Source organism: Parasphingorhabdus litoris DSM 22379 (assembly GCF_020906275.1).
Taxonomy (GTDB): Bacteria; Pseudomonadota; Alphaproteobacteria; order Sphingomonadales; family Sphingomonadaceae; genus Parasphingorhabdus; species Parasphingorhabdus litoris.
Genome location: NZ_CP086727.1, coordinates 2,624,641 through 2,644,189, shown reverse-complemented (window position 1 = coordinate 2,644,189; position 19,549 = coordinate 2,624,641). Strand labels below are relative to the sequence as shown.

The window sequence follows — 19,549 nt, the reverse complement described above, 5'->3', positions numbered from 1 at the left end:
TGATATAACATATCATATTGGGATAAGGTGTCTATGATCAATCCAAGCAACGTTCCAACATCTCGATTTTTGCGCGATGCTGGTTTGAAGCCAGGTATTCGGGTTTTGGACATCGGCTGTGCGAACGGCCATTTAACGCGCGAGTTGGCTGAGCTGGTCGGGAAGAAGGGCCATATCCATGGCGTTGATAGCAGTGATGACCGGCTTGCCGAAGCTAGGGATCAGACTGCTGACCCGCGTCAAGCTGGCATCACTTATGAGAATGTTGATCTGGCTAGACGCCTGCCGGATTGGGAGCCGTTCGATGCCATCGTTGGTCGCCGCATCTTAATGTACCTGCCGGACGCAGGGGAAACGGTGCGGCGATTGGCCGCTTTGCTCAAGCCGGATGGCCTGATGATCTTTCAGGAACATAGCGCGATCGGTATGCCCTTTGCAGCGCAGCCGATACCGCAACATCGGCAAGCCCATGACTGGATGTGGCGCACCATTGCGGCAGAGCAAGGCACCATCACCATGGGTCTCGATCTTCCGAAACTGTTCAAGCAGGCTGGGCTGGGGATCGATGATTATCGGGCAGAGGCGATCATGCTGGGTTCCGGTGATGGACAGGGGATTGAAGATATCGCCAGTTACATGGTGGACAGGGTGATCGATGCGGGGGTTGCAGACCGGGAAACGATCCAGCCCGATAGTCTGGCACAGCGTCTTGTTGAGGAGCGTCAGCTAGCCAGTCCGATTGCCTGGGATATGGCCTATCTGATCAGCGGGAAAAGGCGTCAGTGAGATACATCCGTCATCCTGAACTTGTTTCAGGATCTGACTTGCACACGCACCTCGAGGAGATCCTGAAACAAGTTCAGGATGACGATGGTCTGGATGTTGAAAAGTGGGCGCTTACTCTGCCGCTTCCACCTGTTCCGTCGCCGCTTCAATCTCGGCCGCCTTGTCTTCGACCAGCTTCACGATATGGTCGACCATATCGCCATCAGCGACATGATGGTCGGTCACGCCGGACAGGTACACCATATGTTTGCCCGCGCCGCCGCCGGTAATGCCGATGTCGGTTTCGCGCGCTTCGCCCGGACCGTTAACAACACAGCCGAGGACTGAGAGTGACAAGGGCGTGCGGATATGCTGCAGGCGTTCTTCCAAGGTCTGCACGGTGCGGATCACGTCAAAGCCCTGCCGCGCACAGCTGGGACAACTCACCACACGCACACCGCGAGTGCGCAGACCTAGCGCTTTGAGCATTTCATAGCCAACGCGGACTTCCTCTTCCGGTTCAGCCGACAGGCTGACTCGGATCGTGTCGCCAATACCGGCCCAGAGCAGATTACCCATGCCGATGGAACTTTTGACCGTACCGCCGATCAGGCCACCTGCTTCGGTAATGCCGAGATGCAGTGGGCAATCCACCGCATCGGCCAGCTGCGAGTAAGCCGCCACCGCCAGAAACACGTCAGACGCTTTGACCGCAACCTTATATTCGTGAAAATCATGATCCTGCAGAATCTTGATGTGATCGAGCGCGCTTTCGACCAGCGCCTCGGGACAGGGCTCGCCATATTTTTCGAGCAGGTTTTTGTCCAGACTGCCGGCATTCACCCCGATACGGATGGCGCAGCCATTGGCCTTGGCCGCATCGACCACTTCCTTGACCCGCTCTGCGCTGCCAATATTGCCGGGATTGATCCGCAAGCAGGCCGCGCCCGCCTCGGCGGCTTCGATGCCGCGCTTATAATGAAAGTGAATATCCGCCACGATCGGCACACGGCTGGCGCGGACGATTTGCTTGAGCGCGGTCGTACTCTCGACATCGGGGCAGGACACCCGGATGATATCGACACCGGCTTCTTCACAACGGCGGATCTGGTCAATTGTCGCCTTGGGATCGCTGGTCAGCGTATTGGTCATCGTCTGCACGGTAATCGGCGCATCCCCGCCCACCGGTACGTCGCCGACCATGATCTGGCGGCTCTTGCGGCGCTCTATGTCGCGCCAGGGACGCAAGGAAGGATTGTCGGCTGTCATGATGGGAACCTGTCACAATATTGCTCGTACCATGCTATATAGCGGTTTCATAGCGCGGGTGCGAGTGGCGATTGCGTCTGGTACCCAAAAAAGCACAATATTGGAAAGGAAAACATCATGGGAACTGTTTTGATCGCCGGTGCCAATCGCGGCATCGGGCTGGAAATGGCCAAACAATATGCGGATAATGGCTGGGAAGTCATCGGCACCGCACGGGAACCGGAAAAGGCGACCGAGCTGAACGCGATCGACAATGTGAAGACCATGCAGCTTGATGCAACAGATGATGCCAGTATCGAGAGCTTTGCTCAGGAATTGGGCGACCAGCCGATCGATCTCTATGTCAATAATGCTGGTATTTTCGGTCCCCATGAGTTCGACCGCGATGGCTGGCTGGAGCTGATGAACATTAATGTCGTTGCGCCAGTGAAGCTTGCCAATATCCTGAAAAACAATGTTGCCCAGTCGAACGACAAGAAAATGGTCGTGATCTCCAGCCAGGTTGGCAGCATTGCCGAGAATGAAAGCGGCGAAATGATGTATTATCGCTCAAGCAAGGCAGCCGTGAACCAGGCTTGGAAATCCCTGTCGAACCAGTGGAAGGATGAAGGCCTGACGCTAACCATGATGCATCCTGGTTGGGTCCAGACCGATATGGGCGGTCCTAATGCCGACCTGACGCCGCAGGAAAGCGTGAACGGCATGCGGCAGGTTATCGACAATCTGGATCATTCGCAGACCGGGGCTTTCCATGACTATAGCGGCCGCGAAATCCCTTGGTAATTCTTCATGGTGCGCGGACACAGGACAATGGTTGCGGCTCTGGCGATTGGTGCTAAACCTTTGCGAAAAGGAGCCGCATCATGTCCAAATTCGCAATCATCGCGCCGGTTTTAGCTATGGCCGCATTGGCCTTCAGCAGCACGGCAGCCGCGCAATCTGATGAAGAAGCAAGCTGGTCAATCGCCATTCACGGCGGTGCGGGAACAATCGAACGCGAAAATATTACACCGGAGAAAGACGCTGAAATTCGTGCGGCTCTTAACGCAGCTTTGGCCGAAGGGTCCAAAATCCTGAAAGCCGGCGGCAGCGCGATGGAGGCGATTACCGCCACGATCGTGCTCTTGGAAAATGACCCGAATTTCAACGCGGGCAAGGGCGCCGTATTCACGTGGGACAAGACCAACGAGCTGGACGCCAGCATCATGGACGGGAGTGACCTGACTGCCGGCGCTGTGGCTGGAGTCACAGCCACGAAAAACCCGATTTTGCTGGCCCGCGCGGTCAAAGACAATAGCCCGCATGTCATGCTGTCTGGTAAAGGAGCGGATCAGTTCAGCCGCGAACAGGGGTTGGAGCAGGCGACACCTGACTATTACGCCACGCCGCGCCGTCTCAAACAGATTGAAGATGTGCTCGCAAAGGAAGTCAGCGCAACTGATGTTGATTACAAATTCGGCACCGTGGGCGCCGTGGCAATGGACAGCAAAGGCAATATGGCAGCAGGAACCAGCACCGGCGGTATGACTGGTAAACGCTGGGGCCGGATCGGCGACAGTCCGGTTATCGGAGCGGGAACCTATGCGCGAAATCGCAGTTGCGCGATATCAGCTACTGGCGCTGGCGAATATTTTATCCGGTTGGGTGTCGCTCACGAAATATGTAGCCGTATCTGGACGCGTTTTCTTGCGGCAAGAGATGAAGTTCAAGCGACCGTTCCCACGGATAAAGACGGCGTGCCCGAATATTATGTCCACGCCAGCGAATTTGCTCTGCCCCCCACAGAGGTCCAGAAAATTGCCGACGACGTTATCGCGGAACTCGGCCAGATTGGCGGCACCGGAGGGATTATCTTCGCCACGCCATGGGGCCAGGCCGGTTACAGTTTCAATACCCCCGGCATGTATCGCGGCCGGGCGACCAGCGATGGCACGATGAGCGTGTCGATCTACGGGGACGAGGAATAAGGGGCTAACTACTCCCCCATCGGCGTCGCTGCCTTTGCCGCTTTGGTCGTGACGATATAGTCAAAGCCTAGCACCACAAATTTACCGAAGGTCGACAGTTCGTTAATCCCCTTGCTTTCCAGCTTGCGCCGGATCGGCTCGAGCGGAATGAGATAATGGCCCGTATCGCCGATCCGGGCGCTGTCAATCTGCACCGCTTCGAGGATGGGCGTTATGATCTTGTCATCCACCGCTTTCACTTGCGTATAGCCTTCCGGTGAAGGCCGCATCGTCAGTTGCTCACCGCTCAGACCGCTGAAAGCGATGTGCAGTGATTGCATTCGGTTAGCGGCGGCAAGTCCCGGGAGTAGCGATCCGATATCGAACATCTTGGTCGGTGTCGTCCCGCGCCCGAGGTGATAGGCACCCATTTTTAGCAGTACACGCGGCGCAGGCTCTTCTGCTTCGTGATATTGCTGCAAAAACAAGCGGTGCATCAGGGTGATGCGGTCGGCATTATTGGCGAAATAGCGGCGGGCATTATTGTGCTGATAAATGACAGCGCTTTCCGCTAGAGAGTCGATAATCGCTTGTGCTTCCGGCGAGCCTGTAAATTTGGCACGCAGCTCGGTAAAGGTCGCGGGCGGTGCTGACAACATCAGCAGGTTTCCCTGATCAGCGGCTGCCACGGCTGCGAGATCTTTCTGTAGCAAGCTATCCGCGGCCTCACGGGCGACGGCATTGGGGGCCATGGCTTTTAACTCCTCCAGCAGGATCGTTGGTGCGCCGATAAATTCCTGATCAATACCCCATAGATCCACGGTGCCCTCCGGTTCGGCAAAATCATTGGCGAGCAGAGCATCTTCGCGACTGCTGACAAAGGGGATGGCAATCGGCTTGCCCGCGACTAACGTAGCGACACCGGTTACGCCATCGGTCCGCAGGGCTTGCTGCACGGCCTTGTTCGACCAAGGGCCGATTTCGACGGCATGATAAGTGCGACCATGTTTCTTCATTTCGGCGGCCAGACCGCGGCCCAGTTGAGGGGTGTCGGCAAATCCATGATCCTCACCCAGCGCGACAAATTGCGATCTTGCTATCTCTTCGCGCAGGACATCAGCGCCGGGACCGGACAAGCCATCCGGCCCGAAGGAAATTTCCCAGACCGGGATTTCCGGCTCTGTCGGTGGCGTATCTTGCGCGGCCACTGGCGTCGTGAGTGCCAGCGCGCCTATTCCGGATAGTACCGCAAAAAATCTCCGCATATCTTGCCTCCTGCATATTGATTTGGTGATTTATAACACTAATACAGTTATTGTAAATCCATCTTTAAGAGCGGTCGCAATTTCCCGCTTCCCCTCGCTTAATCACTCGGTTAAACCCGGAGAATGACATGGAAACCGGAAATTGAAGAGCTGCACGAGCGGCAGCGCCTTGCGGAAAAAATGGGCGGGGAAGAAAAGGTCTCTCGCCAGCATGGGCGGGGTAAGCTTGACGCGCGAGCGAGGATTGCCGGGATTGTCGATGATGGCAGCTTTCGCGAGATCGGCAAGATTGCCGGACGTGGGACTTATAATGACAAGGCCGAGTTCGAGGATTTTGCGCCGAGCAACCTGATCTTTGGCCGGGCGAATATCGAAGGACGACCGGTGGTCGCCAGCGCCGATGATTTTACCGTCCGCGGTGGTGCCGCTGATGCCGCGCTCCACCGCAAATTTACGCAATGCGAAAAAATGGCCCATACGCTGGGCATACCAATGATTCGGATGATTGATGGTACGGGCGGCGGTGGATCGGTTAAATCGCTGGAGGATATGGGCTTTACCTATGTACCTGCGGTTCCTGGCTGGGAAGATATCATCAAAAACCAGGAAACTGTGCCGGTGGTAGCACTGGCGCTCGGGCCTACAGCGGGCATGGGCGCGGCGCGCACGGTGGCCAGCCACTATTCGATCATGGTGCGCGGATTATCGCAGCTATTTGCCGCTGGTCCCGCTGTAGCGGCGGCCATTGGCGATAATCTGACTAAGGAAGAACTGGGCGGCAGCGAGATTCATGCCCGCAACGGTGTGGTCGATGAAGAGGTCGGCAGCGAGGCGGAAGCCTTTGCCACGGCGCGCAAATTCCTCTCCTACCTGCCGAGCAATATCAACCAGCGCGCCGAGCGGGTGGTTACTGGCGACCCCGCCAGTCGCCGCGACGAAGCCTTGCTCTCGACCGTTCCGCGCGGCGACAAGCAAGTTTATTCCATGCGCAAGATCATGGATTCCGTTTTCGATAAAGGTTCGGTTTTCGAAATGGGCAAGCGTTGGGGCAGGGCTGCGATCACCGCTTTTGCGCGGCTGGATGGCTATCCGGTCGCGGTGCTGGCCAATGATCCCAGTTTTTTGGGCGGTAGCTGGGAAGCCAAGTCATCGGAAAAGGTTGAGCGTTTTGCCAAGCTTGCGGACCAGTTTCGCCTGCCGGTGGTGCATCTGGTCGACAATCCCGGCTTTATGATCGGTGAAGATGCCGAGCGGACCGGCACTATCCGCTATGGCGTGCAGGCGATGAATGCGGTTTATAAGGCGACCGTGCCGTGGGCGAGCATCATTGTGCGGCGCGCCTATGGAATTGCGGGCAGCGCGATGTCCAATGCGGAGAATTTCCAATATCGCTTTGCCTGGCCTAGCGGAGACTGGGGGTCACTGCCTATCGCTGGCGGGTTGGAGGTCGCCTATAAGGCGGATATCGAAGCATCCGAAGATCCAGCCGCGCGACTGGAAGAGATCAAAGCCAAGCTCAATCAAGTCACCTCACCTTTCCGTACGGCAGAGCAATTCAGCGTTGAGGATATCATCGATCCGCGCGAAACCCGGCCATTATTGTGCGAATTTGCCGATCTGGCGTGGCGGAAACTGGCAGGGGAATGATCAGATTGCGGTTGTGATGAAATAATCCGGCTCATTCAGCCTGCCGCAACATCCATAATATTATCACATTTCGTGTCTGTTACTGGGACGTTCGTCTAAAAGCCGAAAGGCTGAAAGGTAATATCATGTCCCTTGTGCATATTTCGAAAACCGGTTTCATCCTGATGGCAGGCCTATTGTGGAGCGCGAATGCCGCTGCCGAAGATGCGAAATCGGAAGATACGCCGGAGCGGATTTCCGTTCTCGTAACCTATGGCGATGATATTTGCCCCGAAGGGCAGCCCGATGAGATCGTCGTTTGCGCCAAACGGCCGGAATCTGAGCGTTACCGGATCCCCAAGGAGTTGAGGCAAGCGGAAGAGGAAAAAGCAGGCGAACAAAGCTGGTCCTCGACCGTTGCATCTCATGAAGACGCGGCTCGCACCGAGCGCCCCAATAGTTGCTCGGTTGTTGGCACCAATGGCTGGTCCGGATGTCGGGCTGCGCTGCTGCGGCAATGGTTTGATGAGCGGCGTCAGGCTGGTCAGTAGCTTCGCCACTGGCTCACAACATGCTGAGTGGGTCGGAGAAAATAATTATCATTGTTAAACGTGTGAATAAGCAGGAAAGAGAGAGTAATCTCTGAACTAGCTGGCTGATCAAGATAGCGCTAAATAAAACCATTTTGGGCGCAACATCATTTGCTAAATTGCAAACAAGAACATTATTATTCAGCATATTTTCGATCATGGTCAAAAATGTCAGGAAATGGGCGTTCTATGCAATTTTCATATGCTGAAATTTTAGAGATTTTTTCTGAAAAGCACAAAATCATTCCCGACAAGAAAAATGCGTTTCGTGGTCGGTTGCAGCATTTTCAGCGTCTTGGTTTCCCGGCTGGTGCCAACACTGGTAAAGGCAATATGGTTGCCTATTCATGGCGGGATCTTTTCTTGATCGGCCTTGCGCTGGATTGCCTGGAAATTGGCTCCACGCCTGATCGAAGCGTGAATGAAATCACCAAATTTGAAGATGTGTTTATGTCAACTGTGGCCAGTGTTGCATTGGGTGACCAGAACGAAGAAAGCTCAGAGTTTAAATGCTTTTTGATTGTCGAGCTGTCCAACCTGATGTCGCTCAAGGCAGAAGATGATTGGAGCCAGACTGTGAAACTATTGTCTCATCAGGACATGATGCAGATTCTGTCAAGCGAAGGTCTGGATGCACATCAGTCACCTTATGCACTCATCGATCTGCGACAGTTTTTGGCGGCCACTCTGAATGCCATTTTCGCGAACGTGTCCGGTTCGAAGAAGAATATCATCCGGGATTTGAAGCTATGGGCGACGGAGAAATTAGATTCTGATGCTGCGCACGCTGCCTGAATATAAGTCGATTTAGAACGAACTTTAGAAGGGAGCGATCCAATAAGGACCAGCAGGATCGCTCCCTTCAAGTTGATGCTAAAATTCCCGCTCATTGTGGGGATGATTAACGCAGGATTTAACAGTCGAGGCGCCTAAGGTGCCCAAATCAATTTACGGGCCTTCCAGACGGCAATTAACCCCCGCCCAAAAATTTCTTTGAAGGTGCCCGATACTAAGAGCAATCGCGGTATCAGTAATGCCACCGCATGAGAGAATGACCACGCTCCCATCACTTAAAAATCTGCGATAAATGCCGTTGATAATCCTGATCCATTTTAGCATCAGGAAACGGCGACATGCACCACCTTCCGCAAAGCCGGATATTGTCTCGCTCGGCGGGTATCAGTTTCACCCTGGCCGGATTGTTGGCAATTGTTGCTTTGACACCGGCAAAGGCAGAAAAAAGCGATACACGGAAAAAAGCATCATCCGCGACAGTCTATGTAAGAGCTCAAATTTATAAGCGGATTGAGATCCGGCCAGAAAATTTTTCAAAGACGGAAAAGCAGATGGATCAAAATCTGTTGGATGTTAGTCAGCAGGATTGTGATCCTGAAGTTCGAAAGATGATCAAAAATTGTGTCTTGATGATCTACGAGATGCAGTGATGGCAAAGAATGAATATTGTTCTCAATCGCCTCTGTTGTCGTCAGCAACTTGTTTTAGTGCATCAATGGCTTCCTCAACCTTTATGGCCGCGATTGAATGATCAGTTTTGTCCAATAACGCGAGGATATCTCCGAGCTCTTCAATCAATTTGAGAATGTCGATTTTATTACTGTTACTCATATGTATCGACGGTGCCTTTCCTCGGGGCAACAAGTCTAATTTCGACCATGTTTCAAGTAGTTGTACGGACTGATGTCTCTGTTATGGCGACAGGCATTAATTGCAACTCGTTGCAATTTCAACAAAAAATACCCGCGCAATTGTCAGATGAAGTAAACGTCGAATTGAATCCCAAAAACGGACATGAACACTGAACTATCCGTTCATCAAATCCTCTTTTCGAAACGTCGGGAATTTCACTAAATTGCGTTGCCGCTGCAGCTTGGCATTTAATGTTTCTCTTTGTCGCCGTTAACCATAGCACGAAAGGGGACGACATGACTGATTTTGACTATGATTTCGTGGTAATTGGGGGCGGTCCAGCAGGCCGAAGAGCAGCAATACAGGCATCGAAACTCGGCAAGACCGTTGCGATTGTCGATGATCAAAAGAAAATTGGAGGCGTGTCGGTACATACTGGCACCTTGCCATCCAAAACGATCCGAGAATCTGTGCTGTCGGTTACAGGGTGGCGTGATCAATATTTCAAATCTGGGCGTCAGCGCAGCGGCCCGGATGTAACCCGGGACTCAATTTCTTCCAGACTTTCGACAACGTTGGGTGATGAGGTTGAAGTTATCGACAGTCAACTGTCTCGCAATAATATCGAAACACTGAAGGGGCGCGCGAAATTTGCAGGACCCAATAAATTATCAGTATCGCAATCGGTTCAAGGAAAGACAACAACCTACACTGTTACTGCTGAAAAGTTCCTTATTGCGGTCGGAACAAAGCCTTATCGACCAAAGCATATTCCATTTAACGGTTCCACAATTGTCGATAGTGATTCAATCGCTGCCAATATGCCGATGCCAAAATCCATTGTCGTCGTTGGTGGCGGCGTTATCGGATTAGAATATGCTACAATATTTTCGACGCTCGAGATCCCGGTTACGGTCGTAGAAGCGCGGGAAAATATTCTCGAATTTATTGATCGTGATATTATAGCCAATTTTACGCATCAACTCTCTGAACGCGGGATCAGCCTTCGTCTTGGGCGATCAATCAAGACAATCGATGTGGACAAGAATGGTAACCCACAAGTCGAACTGGATGACGGCCGCCAACTCAGATCAGAGATGTTGCTCTTTACGGCAGGCCGTGTCGGTGCAGTCGACAAGCTGGGCCTTGAAAAAATCGGCATAGAGCCAGACAGTCGGGGGCGTTTGACCGTAGATCCGGAAACGCTGCAAACGTCGCAGTCCCATATTTATGCGGCCGGCGACATTATTGGCTTCCCGGCACTTGCATCAACATCCATGGAACAGGGGCGACTTGCCGCATGCCATGCCTTTGGCCACCCGATCAAATCTTCTGAACATAGTTTTCCGCTGGGTATCTATTCGATACCAGAAATTGCCAGCATTGGCATGTCGGAAGATGAAGCACGGAGTAAAGGAATGCAGGTTGAAATCGGCATCGCCCGTTTTCAGGAAACATCACGCGGTCATATATTGGGCAATTGCAAAGGGTTGCTTAAATGCATTTTTGACCTGAACGATCGAAAACTACTGGGCGTCCATATCGTTGGTGAGGGGGCAACAGAACTCATCCATATAGGTCAGGCCGTTCTGAACCTGAACGGCGGGATCGACTATTTGTCCGGAACAGTATTCAATTTTCCAACATTAGCCGAAGCATACAAGGTCGCTGCGCTAGACGCATATAACCGTATGCCTCAAACCAGACTGCGAGCGTAAAATGAAAATCGATATCAAAAATATACTGGAAAGCTATTTCCGCGAAAATGACGGTGATGAATCATGCCCTGTATGTATTGAGGATGATGGGAAGCGCACTCCCATCTACGCAATAGCCAGCTTTATTCGTCAGCATAATCTTGCTTTGTCCTCATGCAATCTAGAATTGGCGTGGGAATATATCTGTGGTGGCAAGACTAGCCTGAAAAATGAGATTGTAGGCCTGTCTTCGGCAGGGCGCTTGAATAATGCTTCGGCCCAGGAACTGCATGAGAAATATTTGCGTTCGGACATTGGAGTCCAGATTGACAAGATTTTGATGGAGGCGATTGAACATATTCGCGCCACCACTCAAATTATCGACGATGGCAATAAAAATACCATCGAATGCGAAACCAATCTGATGGAGCAGGCGGACACTATTCGATCGCGTTCGGGCGATATCGATGCTGCCATTCAAAAATTGCTCGATCTTTCTCAGTTGATGGTTGAATCGACGCGTGAAAATCGTGAACAGATTAATGAAACCAACAAGAAATTGGCAAACCTGCAAAATGAATTGGAGCAGGCGAGGAACGAAGCAGATTTCGACCAGCTGACGAAGCTGGCAAACAGACGAAAATTTGAACGAACTCTGGATGAGGTTCTGCAAAAGCTTGTTGATAAGGGGCAGCCTCTGGTGCTGGCGTTTATCGATATTGACCATTTCAAGAAGATCAATGACACATTTGGCCATGAATGCGGGGATCGCGTTCTTCGGCTTGTTGCGGAAGAATTGGAGACTCTGTCCAACAGTCGCTGTCACACGTCTCGTTATGGTGGTGAAGAGTTTGCTGTTATTTTTGAGGATGAAGACATTAAGGACGTCTGTGACCGGATCAATAAATGCCGGGAAGCCTTGGCATCGCGCTCACTTGTTGACGTAGAGTCCGGTAAGGCTCTTGGGACGGTAACCTTCTCTGTTGGCGTTGCGGAATGTCTGGAATCTGACACGAAGCGCTCAATCCTTCGCAAGGCAGATCTGGCGCTGTATGAGGCAAAATCCCAAGGTCGTAACCAAGTGCTCACCTATTCCAATGACCTTTGAGCCGACCGCCTAAGTATGAGAGCTTTTGATTTGTTGGCCTTTCGAGGTTGATGCTTACTAAACGCAAAGCCCTTTGGTGATGGAACCATATTCCTTCGCCAAAGGGCTTTTGTGTTATGGCGACTGATTAATTCGTCTCAGTTTGCACTTCTTCTTGTTCTTTATTTGACACCGCCCGGCGAGCTATGGGGCGTTCTTAGCGTCAACTAACGGAGACGGCCGTGATTGTCTGAATATCATGACAAGGTTCTGGTACCGTACAAAAGCAATTGGGTAGAGTGGTATCGGCCACTCTACCCAATCGGTAATAACGCAGACCAGGTGCGCTACGTACCCCAAGACCTAGCCTGCGGGGGCTGGAATGGCCTTGAAGGAAAGTTTTTACACTTTCTGACACGTGTATCTGAATCTCAAACATGAATGGCAATTCATTTTCAGCCCAAATTGAGAAGGCTTTGGGATTTTATTTCCAAATTGGGAATAACCGACATAATTTTCCTGGTAAAGGATGGCATTCATTAAGTTGCCATCGTAAATTTATTTTACAAAACTGTATAATAATGAATAAAAAATCACTCTATTGTGGCTTCATCGTAATCGAGATACGCCGGTTCCGATCATCTGTCGGTTCTTGGGGATTATAAGGCTCGGTGTCGGCAACGCCTTCAATCCGTGTCATACGCGCCGTAGAGACGCCTTGTTTCACGAGCGCCTGCCTGGTCGCTTCGGCTCTTGCCGACGACAACAGCCAGTTATTCATGCTTTTCCCGCTCGCATAAGGTAAGCTGTCGGTATGTCCACGTATGACAAGTTCGTTGTCCACGGTGTCGATGATCTTCGCAACTTGCGCAATAAGTTCGATAGCTCTTGGCTTCAAACTATCTGTGGCCAGCGCAAACATACTGAAATCTGCTTCATCAATAATATCTATCCGAAGGCCTTCTTTAGTATCGGTAAAGCGGACATTGGACAGGAGCTTCGCCGTTTCCGGCTTATTGGCTAGTTCAGCACGAATGCGCCTTTCAAATTCCTTAGCCGTGATCGATTTACCGGCCGCTTCGCGATCTTCCGCTTTATGGCTGTAATCCTTGTTACCGCCATCGCCAGGGCGCGGCATTGCCATGGCTTGATCCCCCACATTTTTGGCTTTGTGCGGATATTTGTCCGGATCCATAACGGATGAACCGCCGAACATATCTTTGCCGCCGGCACTGTCACGTTTTACTTGTGTCAATGTTGGCGCAAAATAGTCCGCTATTCCCTTGCGCTGTTTCTCTTCCGTTGCACCAAGCAGCCACATTAGCAGAAAAAACGCCATCATCGCCGTCACGAAGTCAGCATAGGCCACTTTCCATGCGCCGCCATGATGGCCGCCATGGTCCTCCATAATGACCTTTTTGACAATTATTGGTTGAACCGGTTCCGGGGCTGCTTTTTTGGCCATGGTTTATTTTGCCCTTATGGCATCAAATACATCAGAGAAGCTCGGCTGGTTATCATGCTGCAGGCTGGTACGGGCCGCCTCGATAATAAGCGGCTGTGGGTGGCCATGCAGGCTGGCGATGATCAACTGCTTTGCGACATGATAGATGCTGGCATCGCTTTCGATCACTGAGCGGGCACGATTGGCCATGGGACCAACCAGACCATAAGCGAGCAAAACACCAAGGAAGGTTCCGACGAGAGCAGAACCGATCATGCCGCCCAATATAGTCGGCGGCTTGTCGATTGAGCCCATGACCTTGATGATGCCCAAAACAGCAGCGACAATACCCAAAGCGGGCAAGGCATCTGCAAGCCCTTGCAGGTTGTCGGCCGGTGCAATGGCTTCATGGTGATGTGTTTTGATGGCCTGATCCATGACATCTTCGACGGCATGTGGATCAAGCGTGCCGGATGAAACGACGACAAGCCTGAGGCTATCAGCGATCAGGTGGATCAACGTATCGTCTTTCAAAAGCTTGGGATATTCACTGAATATTGGCGATGATTTTGGATCCTCGATATGTGGTTCCAAAGCAACCGGCCCCTCGCTTTTTAAAATCTTGGTAAGCTTGGACACCAGCAATATGCAGTCCATGAAATCCTGTTTAACATAGGTTGGACCTTTGAAGACTTTACCAAAGCCGCCCATCAGTGCTTTTAGCTGAGCACCACTATTGCCGATGATAAGTGCGCCTACTGCCGCCCCGCCAATGATGCCCATCTCAACTGGCAAAGCAGCGACAACCACACCCAAATCACCGCCGGATACCAGGAACACGCCAAATACCATGACGAGCAAGACAACTATACCAATTCCAGCGAACATAAGCTCAATTCCAATCCACAGGTCCGTTTTTACTTTGTCCGGTGATCAGGTCACGAACGGACAATCTTCACAGTTGTGAACGGACAAAAATCATTATGGTTAAGGGCGCGATAGCGATGATATTTGGCGCTTAGCCAATCAGCTGGATTAGGGAATTACTAGCCGTTTGGGCATAAAGCCGTTGCGCAGCTTCCAAATTGACCAATAAAGATTGGAATTGAGAAATTGCCTGCGCAACATCCGTGTTTTCCAGAGCGACGCGCCGCTCTGTGGTGTTCAGGCGTGAATCCTGCAGCCTTAGGTCCTGCTCATCAAGTCGATTGACCAATACGCCCTGGCGCCCGAGAAGTGTCGAGAAGTGATCGGTTAAAGACTTGGCCCGATCCAATTGATCGGCGCGTTCAGTCGGCGTGCCGGTGCGAACAGCTTGGATCATGTTTGTCATGATCGCATCCAGGCTTTGGCTTGCTCCGCCACCGATATCGATATCGCCGGAGACTTCCTGCTGCGTTGGCGCGGGTGTGACCAGGACATCCGTATCAATGCGCATTTCTATGGGATCACCGGCATGGAAAAGCTGGCCGCCATAATTGTCCTTCACTTGTGTCAGCTGATTAAACTGTTGCTGAAAGCTTTCCAGCTCCAGCGCGATCACTTCACGATCTTGAGGCGCCAAAGTCTCGTTGTTGGCAAGCACCATCAACTCACGGATGCGAGCGACTCCATTTGACATTGTATCTATGGTCGATTCCGCTTGCTGCGCCAATATGCGCGCTCGGCCGATATTGTTCGACCAACTATCTTCAATGGTCGATTGTCGGCTGATACTGGATATTTCCAGCCAGCTTGACGGGGCTTCTGATGGTCGGTTGAAGCTGACCCCGGTCGCTATCGATTCCTGTGTCCGGGCAATCAGCTTGGAAAGCTCATTTTGCTTTTGAATGGCGTCTGCTGGCCTTGTGCGATTGATCGATTCCATCATGTCATTCCTTCATGCGCCATCAAAAGATTGCCAAAACGGATTGGATGGTTTCGCGGGCGACCTGAACGATCCGGGCAGATGCTTCATAGGATTGTTGCAGGCGAATTAAGTCGGCCGCCTCGCGATCAAGATCAACGACCGACACCCGATCGCGCGCTTCACGCGTGGCCAGATCAAACGCCGTTGCGGCCTCGCTTTCACTGCGTGTCGAAAGCAGGTTTTGGGCTTGCCCAAGCACGAGGCCTTCATATTGTTGTTCGGTCCCGCCTGGCGTACGTAGATCAACAAATGCCAGTATATTGCCATTGGCAACGCCAGTCGGTGAAGCCAGTGCCAGATCATCTGCGGTTAGACCTGTGGCAGAAAGGCTGGCAGCCGTTCCGCTATGCGAGACGACAGGCGCACCCACGGCTCCGCCATCGGTGCGACCATTGGCCTGCCAACCGTTTAGTTCATTTGCAAACTGAACTGCCAGGCTATCGAGATTTGTCGCAACAGCGGCAATATCTGACTGCGCGCGGTTCAATCCGCCCAACGTACCATCGGTTGGTGGCGGTTGGACCGCGCCGCCAATTTCTATGTCAAAGGCTGCCCCGGCATTGGCAACAAATGTGACTGGGCTGACGGTATCGAAGGCAACCAGATTGGTTCCGGCTCTGGATATGTCAACCACACCATTGTCACCAAAACTGATCTCGACATCGAGTTTTTCGGTAATGACGGTGAGTGCCGCGTCACGTTGGTCCAGCAAAGCGATATGTTGCGATGTACCGGGGCGAGTAGGGCGCAATTTTTCATTGACTTCAGCAAGCTCGGCCAGCGCGCTATTTAACTCTGCGGCCTCCTGTGAAGCTGCGCCATCCATTAGGCTGATAGTGGATGATAGGTTGGATGCCGTTTGATTAAACCGTGCGACAGTATCTTCAATATCACCAAGAAACTGACCTCTCAGAGCCGGTTCAAAGGGAACCGCTGAGAGCTCTTCGGCACTACCGAAAAGTTCTGTCAGCTGGCTACCGATGTCTGATTGGTTATTGGCGAGTGCAATTTCACCTTGATCAAGCCATTGAACCGCGATCTCGGTTTTCACCCTGCTGGCGCCGGTTTGCCTGGTGGCCGCTTCGAGAAACTGGTCGCTGGACCGGACAATGCCATTCACAGCAACACTGCCAGTGCCGATATAATTTCCGTATAGCGGGTTGGTCGTGCCATAAATCGTTGTGTCGCCGATATTCAGCGAGCGGCGGACATAGTTGGGATTTTCAGCATTGGCGACGTTGGTCCCAACAACTTCGAGTGCCCGGCTGTTAACGCGCAGTGCGGCGCGTCCAATGGACAACAGGTCAGACATTGTTGCTCACTCCACCGTTTTTGTCATTGGAGCCTTTGTCAACATGCCGTGTAAGCAGATCCGCAATACCAAAAACGCCTTTATCCGCCATATTTTCGGCCAGCATGGCGTCTTGCATATCGCGAAACTGCTCTGTGCCTTTGCCATCGAAAAGGCCGTCGCCCAAAGACGCCGTGCGCATTGTTGACAGCATTTGTCGAACAAAAATTGCCTCGAAATCGGCCGCCATGGCTTCCGCTTCGTTTTTCTGACCTTGCACAGCAGGTTTGGCTGCACCACCGGATGATGCAGCCAAAAGGTTCCCGTGAGAATTAATGATGGTCATATGATGATCAACTCCGCTTTCAGGGCACCGGCCTGTTTCAATCCTTCAAGGATCGCTGTTAAATCAGACGGTGAAACTCCGATGGAATTAATAGTTTCGACAATTTCTGATAATGAAGCGCGGCGTCCGATTTCAAACGCGGGGGCTCCATTATCCTCCAACGCGATATCACTATTTTGTTCGGTTTCGGTCCGGCCACGGCTAAACGGAGCTGGTTGTATAACGGTTGGATTTTCTTCCACTCGGACAGTCAATTTTCCGTGACTGACCGCTGCTGGACCCAATCGAACGGCACCATTAATCACAACTGTGCCGGTTCTTGCGTTGACGATAATGCGTGCCCGCGCTTCGGCTGGTTTCACGATTAGATTTTCAATCTTGCCCATCAATGCGACACGTTCTTGTGTTCCCATGGGAGCCGAAATGCGAACAGTTACAGCATCGGCTGCGATTGCTTGTTCACTCCCCAACGCTTGATTGATCGCATCCGCGACCCGCAGAGAGGTTGTGAGATCTGCATCGGTTAGGTTAAAGCTGAGGAACGGTTGACTTTCAAAGCCGGTAGCAACGGTCCGTTCGATCGTCGCACCACCTGAGATACGTCCCACTGACGGGATATTTACAGTCACGCTGGATCCATCGGCAGCAGAAATGCCTAAGCCGCCTACAGCTAGATTACCCTGTGCCATCGCATAGATCTGTTGATCAGCGCCATAGAGCGGCATTAAAATCAATGTACCACCGCGTAGCGATTTGGCTTTGCCTAAAGCAGAAACGGTGACGTCCATCCGTTGGCCAGGCTTGGCAAATGCTGGCATTTCTGCGGTAACCATGACCGCAGCAGCGTTCTTCGTGGCCGGATTGACACCTGGGGGCAGGGCGAGACCAAATCGGCTGGTCATACCTTTGACCCCCAAAGTGGCATATTCGAGACTATCATCGCCTGTTCCGGCAAGCCCAACGACCACACCATAGCCAACCAACTGATTGGTTCGCAGGCCAGCAAAATGGCCAAGGTCCTTAATCCGTTCGGCTTGTGCTGGCTGCGCTGCGATAAACAGTGCGATTGCCAGCGCGGCAAACCAATGAACGATACGGGTTATTCTAGATGATAGGGTCATAATGTCTCGCCTGATCGGGGACTAAAAAGGGGAAATGAAAGAAAAGAATTTCTGCAACCAGCCCTGTTTGCTGGCGGATGCAATTTCACCGGTGCCGCCGTAAATGATACGTGCATTGGCGACTTTGGTGGACGGAATTGTATTTTCGGAAGACACGTCAATCGCTCGAATAAGGCCGCTGAACTGCGTGTGTTCATCGCCGCGATTGAGGGAGGTCAGTTTCTGACCGCGTACTAGCATTGTTCCATTTGCGTAGCTTTCGACAACGGTCACGCTGATCTGCCCCTGTAGGGAATTCGATTGGGCAGCGTTGCCGCTACCACTGAAATTCTGCGATCCGCTGCTGGCAACATCACTCGGTGAAAACAGAGAGAAAAGGCCAGTGGTCGGCGGTGTTAAGGAAAAGCCGCCATCGCGGTCTTTGGACGCGCTGTTTGACTTAGCTGCCTGCGTGTTTTCGACAAGCAGGATAGTGATGATATCGCCCTTCCGACTAGCCCGCATGCCGCTGGTTAGCGCTGCATAGCCAGATGCCTGCTGAAAAATCGCACCATTGGCAGCGGCGGGTGCAGTGGCAGGCAGCGGTTCAGCAACCACCGGCGCAAAACCGGCCGAAGCCATGTTGCTGCCCGATCCCATGCAACCGATCAGGAAGAAGGGAGCAATCGAAACGGAAACGACCGCTTTTGAAACAGATGATATACGCATGGTCCTAATGCCTCTCACTCAAATTACGATCAGATTTGCTGGTTCACGAATTGCAGCATTTCATCGGTGGCCGAGATCATTTTGGAATTGACCTCATAGGCGCGCTGCGTCTCGATCATGTTCACCAGTTCTTCGACTATATTTACGTTGGATTGTTCCAGCGCACCCTGACGGATGTTCCCCAGACCTTCGGTGCCAGCTTCACCCACCTGTGGTGGACCGCTGGCCGCCGTTTCGGTGAGGATATTATTGCCTACTGAAAGCAAACCGGCCGGATTGGTGAAATTAGCGAGTTCAATCTGACCCAGTTCACTAGGTTCATTTTGACCGGCCAGCGTGGCCGTGACCGTTCCATTATTACCGATGGTAAGGGCAGTGGCCCCTTGTGGAACCTGAATCGCGGGTATCAGGGGCAGGCCGTCACTGGTTACAAGATTACCTTCGGCGGTCAGGCTGAAATTACCTGCGCGTGAATAGCCGGTACTGCCATCTGGTCTTTCCACCTGGAAAAAACCGCCCCCTTCAATGGCCATATCGAGGGCATTTTCACTGTTCTGCAAGGTGCCCTGTGTGCTGATCTTGCCAACGCCCGATAGCTTGACGCCAGTGCCCAGTTGTAAACCACTGGCGAAGCGGTTTTGCGCGTCCGAGGGCGCGCCGGGTGTGACAACATTCTGGTAGGCGAGTGTTTCAAAATCCGCACGATCGCGTTTGAATCCCGTTGTATTCACGTTCGCCAGATTGTTGGCGATAACGCGCATCTTGGTGTTCTGCGCATCCAGACCGGTGCGCGCGACTTGTAGGGCAGAGTTGCTCATTTCATCATCTCCTTTGTGCG

At 52.3% G+C, this 19,549-nt stretch carries 20 protein-coding genes; 9 read left to right on the top strand and 11 right to left on the bottom strand.

The features are described from left to right. Positions 1 to 33: 33 nt before the first annotated feature. Positions 34 to 786 carry a class I SAM-dependent methyltransferase gene (locus BS29_RS12870; RefSeq protein WP_229954039.1) on the top strand — a complete coding sequence of 251 codons (753 nt, stop codon included), beginning with the start codon at positions 34 to 36 and terminating at the stop codon, positions 784 to 786. A gap of 111 nt (positions 787 to 897) precedes the next feature. Here BS29_RS12870 and ispG read toward each other — a convergent pair whose 3' ends face one another. Next, positions 898 to 2,034, bottom strand: coding sequence for a flavodoxin-dependent (E)-4-hydroxy-3-methylbut-2-enyl-diphosphate synthase (ispG, locus tag BS29_RS12865; RefSeq protein ID WP_229954038.1), 1,137 nt, complete (start codon positions 2,032 to 2,034; stop codon positions 898 to 900). Positions 2,035 to 2,151: 117 nt separating this feature from the next. Here ispG and BS29_RS12860 point away from each other — a divergent pair, with 117 nt between their 5' ends. Then, positions 2,152 to 2,817, top strand: a complete 666-nt coding sequence (locus BS29_RS12860; RefSeq protein ID WP_229954037.1) for an SDR family oxidoreductase — start codon at positions 2,152 to 2,154, stop codon at positions 2,815 to 2,817. Positions 2,818 to 2,897: 80 nt separating this feature from the next. Next, positions 2,898 to 4,001, top strand: coding sequence for an isoaspartyl peptidase/L-asparaginase family protein (locus BS29_RS12855; RefSeq protein WP_229954036.1), 1,104 nt, complete (start codon positions 2,898 to 2,900; stop codon positions 3,999 to 4,001). Positions 4,002 to 4,009: 8 nt separating this feature from the next. Here BS29_RS12855 and BS29_RS12850 read toward each other — a convergent pair whose 3' ends face one another. After that, on the bottom strand, positions 4,010 to 5,245 hold the full coding sequence (locus BS29_RS12850) for a hypothetical protein (RefSeq protein ID WP_229954035.1): 1,236 nt from the start codon (positions 5,243 to 5,245) through the stop codon (positions 4,010 to 4,012). 123 nt (positions 5,246 to 5,368) lie between these two features. Here BS29_RS12850 and BS29_RS12845 point away from each other — a divergent pair, with 123 nt between their 5' ends. From BS29_RS12845 to BS29_RS12830, 4 genes are all read left to right on the top strand, one after another. Further along, positions 5,369 to 6,892: an acyl-CoA carboxylase subunit beta gene (locus tag BS29_RS12845; RefSeq protein ID WP_229954034.1), complete on the top strand. Its 1,524-nt coding sequence runs from the start codon at positions 5,369 to 5,371 to the stop codon at positions 6,890 to 6,892. Between the two features lie 125 nt (positions 6,893 to 7,017). Then, entirely contained in the window at positions 7,018 to 7,422 is a 405-nt protein-coding gene (locus BS29_RS12840) for a hypothetical protein (protein ID WP_229954033.1), read from the top strand. A gap of 228 nt (positions 7,423 to 7,650) precedes the next feature. Further along, positions 7,651 to 8,256 carry a hypothetical protein gene (locus BS29_RS12835; protein WP_229954032.1) on the top strand — a complete coding sequence of 202 codons (606 nt, stop codon included), beginning with the start codon at positions 7,651 to 7,653 and terminating at the stop codon, positions 8,254 to 8,256. Between the two features lie 338 nt (positions 8,257 to 8,594). After that, positions 8,595 to 8,906, top strand: a complete 312-nt coding sequence (locus BS29_RS12830; protein WP_229954031.1) for a hypothetical protein — start codon at positions 8,595 to 8,597, stop codon at positions 8,904 to 8,906. Positions 8,907 to 8,928: 22 nt separating this feature from the next. Here BS29_RS12830 and BS29_RS12825 read toward each other — a convergent pair whose 3' ends face one another. Beyond that, a complete protein-coding gene (locus tag BS29_RS12825; RefSeq protein ID WP_229954030.1) occupies positions 8,929 to 9,087 on the bottom strand; it encodes a hypothetical protein in 159 nt (52 codons plus the stop codon). Between the two features lie 317 nt (positions 9,088 to 9,404). Here BS29_RS12825 and sthA point away from each other — a divergent pair, with 317 nt between their 5' ends. Together sthA and BS29_RS12815 are read left to right on the top strand one after the other, a co-directional pair. Further along, positions 9,405 to 10,826: a Si-specific NAD(P)(+) transhydrogenase gene (gene sthA / locus BS29_RS12820; protein WP_229954029.1), complete on the top strand. Its 1,422-nt coding sequence runs from the start codon at positions 9,405 to 9,407 to the stop codon at positions 10,824 to 10,826. A gap of 1 nt (position 10,827) precedes the next feature. Further along, the gene (locus tag BS29_RS12815) at positions 10,828 to 11,913 is read left to right on the top strand and encodes a GGDEF domain-containing protein (RefSeq protein WP_229954028.1); all 1,086 of its coding nucleotides are present in this window, start codon (positions 10,828 to 10,830) and stop codon (positions 11,911 to 11,913) included. Positions 11,914 to 12,490: 577 nt separating this feature from the next. On the opposite strand, the gene BS29_RS12810 is transcribed toward BS29_RS12815, so the two are convergent. The 8 genes from BS29_RS12810 to flgG form a co-directional block, all read right to left on the bottom strand. Beyond that, positions 12,491 to 13,357 (bottom strand): flagellar motor protein MotB, encoded by an 867-nt coding sequence (locus BS29_RS12810; RefSeq protein WP_229954027.1) that lies wholly within the window; start codon positions 13,355 to 13,357, stop codon positions 12,491 to 12,493. Between the two features lie 3 nt (positions 13,358 to 13,360). After that, positions 13,361 to 14,224 (bottom strand): flagellar motor stator protein MotA, encoded by an 864-nt coding sequence (gene motA, locus BS29_RS12805; protein ID WP_229954026.1) that lies wholly within the window; start codon positions 14,222 to 14,224, stop codon positions 13,361 to 13,363. A gap of 130 nt (positions 14,225 to 14,354) precedes the next feature. Further along, positions 14,355 to 15,206 carry a flagellin gene (locus BS29_RS12800; RefSeq protein ID WP_229954025.1) on the bottom strand — a complete coding sequence of 284 codons (852 nt, stop codon included), beginning with the start codon at positions 15,204 to 15,206 and terminating at the stop codon, positions 14,355 to 14,357. Between the two features lie 19 nt (positions 15,207 to 15,225). Further along, positions 15,226 to 16,557: a flagellar hook-associated protein FlgK gene (flgK, locus tag BS29_RS12795; RefSeq protein WP_229954024.1), complete on the bottom strand. Its 1,332-nt coding sequence runs from the start codon at positions 16,555 to 16,557 to the stop codon at positions 15,226 to 15,228. Continuing rightward, positions 16,550 to 16,882 (bottom strand): rod-binding protein, encoded by a 333-nt coding sequence (locus tag BS29_RS12790; RefSeq protein WP_229954023.1) that lies wholly within the window; start codon positions 16,880 to 16,882, stop codon positions 16,550 to 16,552. Before BS29_RS12790 ends, flgK begins: the two co-directional genes overlap by 8 nt. After that, positions 16,879 to 18,003: a flagellar basal body P-ring protein FlgI gene (locus BS29_RS12785; RefSeq protein ID WP_229954022.1), complete on the bottom strand. Its 1,125-nt coding sequence runs from the start codon at positions 18,001 to 18,003 to the stop codon at positions 16,879 to 16,881. The genes BS29_RS12790 and BS29_RS12785 overlap by 4 nt, the downstream gene beginning before the upstream one ends. 21 nt (positions 18,004 to 18,024) lie before the next feature. Continuing rightward, positions 18,025 to 18,711, bottom strand: coding sequence for a flagellar basal body L-ring protein FlgH (locus BS29_RS12780; protein WP_229954021.1), 687 nt, complete (start codon positions 18,709 to 18,711; stop codon positions 18,025 to 18,027). Between the two features lie 29 nt (positions 18,712 to 18,740). Further along, positions 18,741 to 19,529 (bottom strand): flagellar basal-body rod protein FlgG, encoded by a 789-nt coding sequence (gene flgG, locus BS29_RS12775; RefSeq protein ID WP_229954020.1) that lies wholly within the window; start codon positions 19,527 to 19,529, stop codon positions 18,741 to 18,743. Positions 19,530 to 19,549 lie beyond the last annotated feature (20 nt).

What these genes read in the sequence shown, in the direction of transcription:
- BS29_RS12860 (WP_229954037.1), top strand. Translation starts at nt 2,152, where the DNA reads ATGGGAACTGTTTTGATCGCCGGTGCCAATCGCGGCATCGGGCTGGAA.
- BS29_RS12780 (WP_229954021.1), bottom strand. Translation starts at nt 18,711, where the DNA reads ATGCGTATATCATCTGTTTCAAAAGCGGTCGTTTCCGTTTCGATTGCT.
- BS29_RS12870 (WP_229954039.1), top strand. Translation starts at nt 34, where the DNA reads ATGATCAATCCAAGCAACGTTCCAACATCTCGATTTTTGCGCGATGCT.
- BS29_RS12840 (WP_229954033.1), top strand. Translation starts at nt 7,018, where the DNA reads ATGTCCCTTGTGCATATTTCGAAAACCGGTTTCATCCTGATGGCAGGC.
- BS29_RS12845 (WP_229954034.1), top strand. Translation starts at nt 5,369, where the DNA reads ATGACATGGAAACCGGAAATTGAAGAGCTGCACGAGCGGCAGCGCCTT.
- BS29_RS12815 (WP_229954028.1), top strand. Translation starts at nt 10,828, where the DNA reads ATGAAAATCGATATCAAAAATATACTGGAAAGCTATTTCCGCGAAAAT.
- ispG (WP_229954038.1), bottom strand. Translation starts at nt 2,034, where the DNA reads ATGACAGCCGACAATCCTTCCTTGCGTCCCTGGCGCGACATAGAGCGC.
- BS29_RS12855 (WP_229954036.1), top strand. Translation starts at nt 2,898, where the DNA reads ATGTCCAAATTCGCAATCATCGCGCCGGTTTTAGCTATGGCCGCATTG.
- sthA (WP_229954029.1), top strand. Translation starts at nt 9,405, where the DNA reads ATGACTGATTTTGACTATGATTTCGTGGTAATTGGGGGCGGTCCAGCA.
- BS29_RS12810 (WP_229954027.1), bottom strand. Translation starts at nt 13,357, where the DNA reads ATGGCCAAAAAAGCAGCCCCGGAACCGGTTCAACCAATAATTGTCAAA.
- BS29_RS12800 (WP_229954025.1), bottom strand. Translation starts at nt 15,206, where the DNA reads ATGATGGAATCGATCAATCGCACAAGGCCAGCAGACGCCATTCAAAAG.
- motA (WP_229954026.1), bottom strand. Translation starts at nt 14,224, where the DNA reads ATGTTCGCTGGAATTGGTATAGTTGTCTTGCTCGTCATGGTATTTGGC.
- BS29_RS12785 (WP_229954022.1), bottom strand. Translation starts at nt 18,003, where the DNA reads ATGACCCTATCATCTAGAATAACCCGTATCGTTCATTGGTTTGCCGCG.
- BS29_RS12830 (WP_229954031.1), top strand. Translation starts at nt 8,595, where the DNA reads ATGCACCACCTTCCGCAAAGCCGGATATTGTCTCGCTCGGCGGGTATC.
- BS29_RS12850 (WP_229954035.1), bottom strand. Translation starts at nt 5,245, where the DNA reads ATGCGGAGATTTTTTGCGGTACTATCCGGAATAGGCGCGCTGGCACTC.
- flgK (WP_229954024.1), bottom strand. Translation starts at nt 16,557, where the DNA reads ATGTCTGACCTGTTGTCCATTGGACGCGCCGCACTGCGCGTTAACAGC.
- flgG (WP_229954020.1), bottom strand. Translation starts at nt 19,529, where the DNA reads ATGAGCAACTCTGCCCTACAAGTCGCGCGCACCGGTCTGGATGCGCAG.
- BS29_RS12790 (WP_229954023.1), bottom strand. Translation starts at nt 16,882, where the DNA reads ATGACCATCATTAATTCTCACGGGAACCTTTTGGCTGCATCATCCGGT.
- BS29_RS12835 (WP_229954032.1), top strand. Translation starts at nt 7,651, where the DNA reads ATGCAATTTTCATATGCTGAAATTTTAGAGATTTTTTCTGAAAAGCAC.
- BS29_RS12825 (WP_229954030.1), bottom strand. Translation starts at nt 9,087, where the DNA reads ATGAGTAACAGTAATAAAATCGACATTCTCAAATTGATTGAAGAGCTC.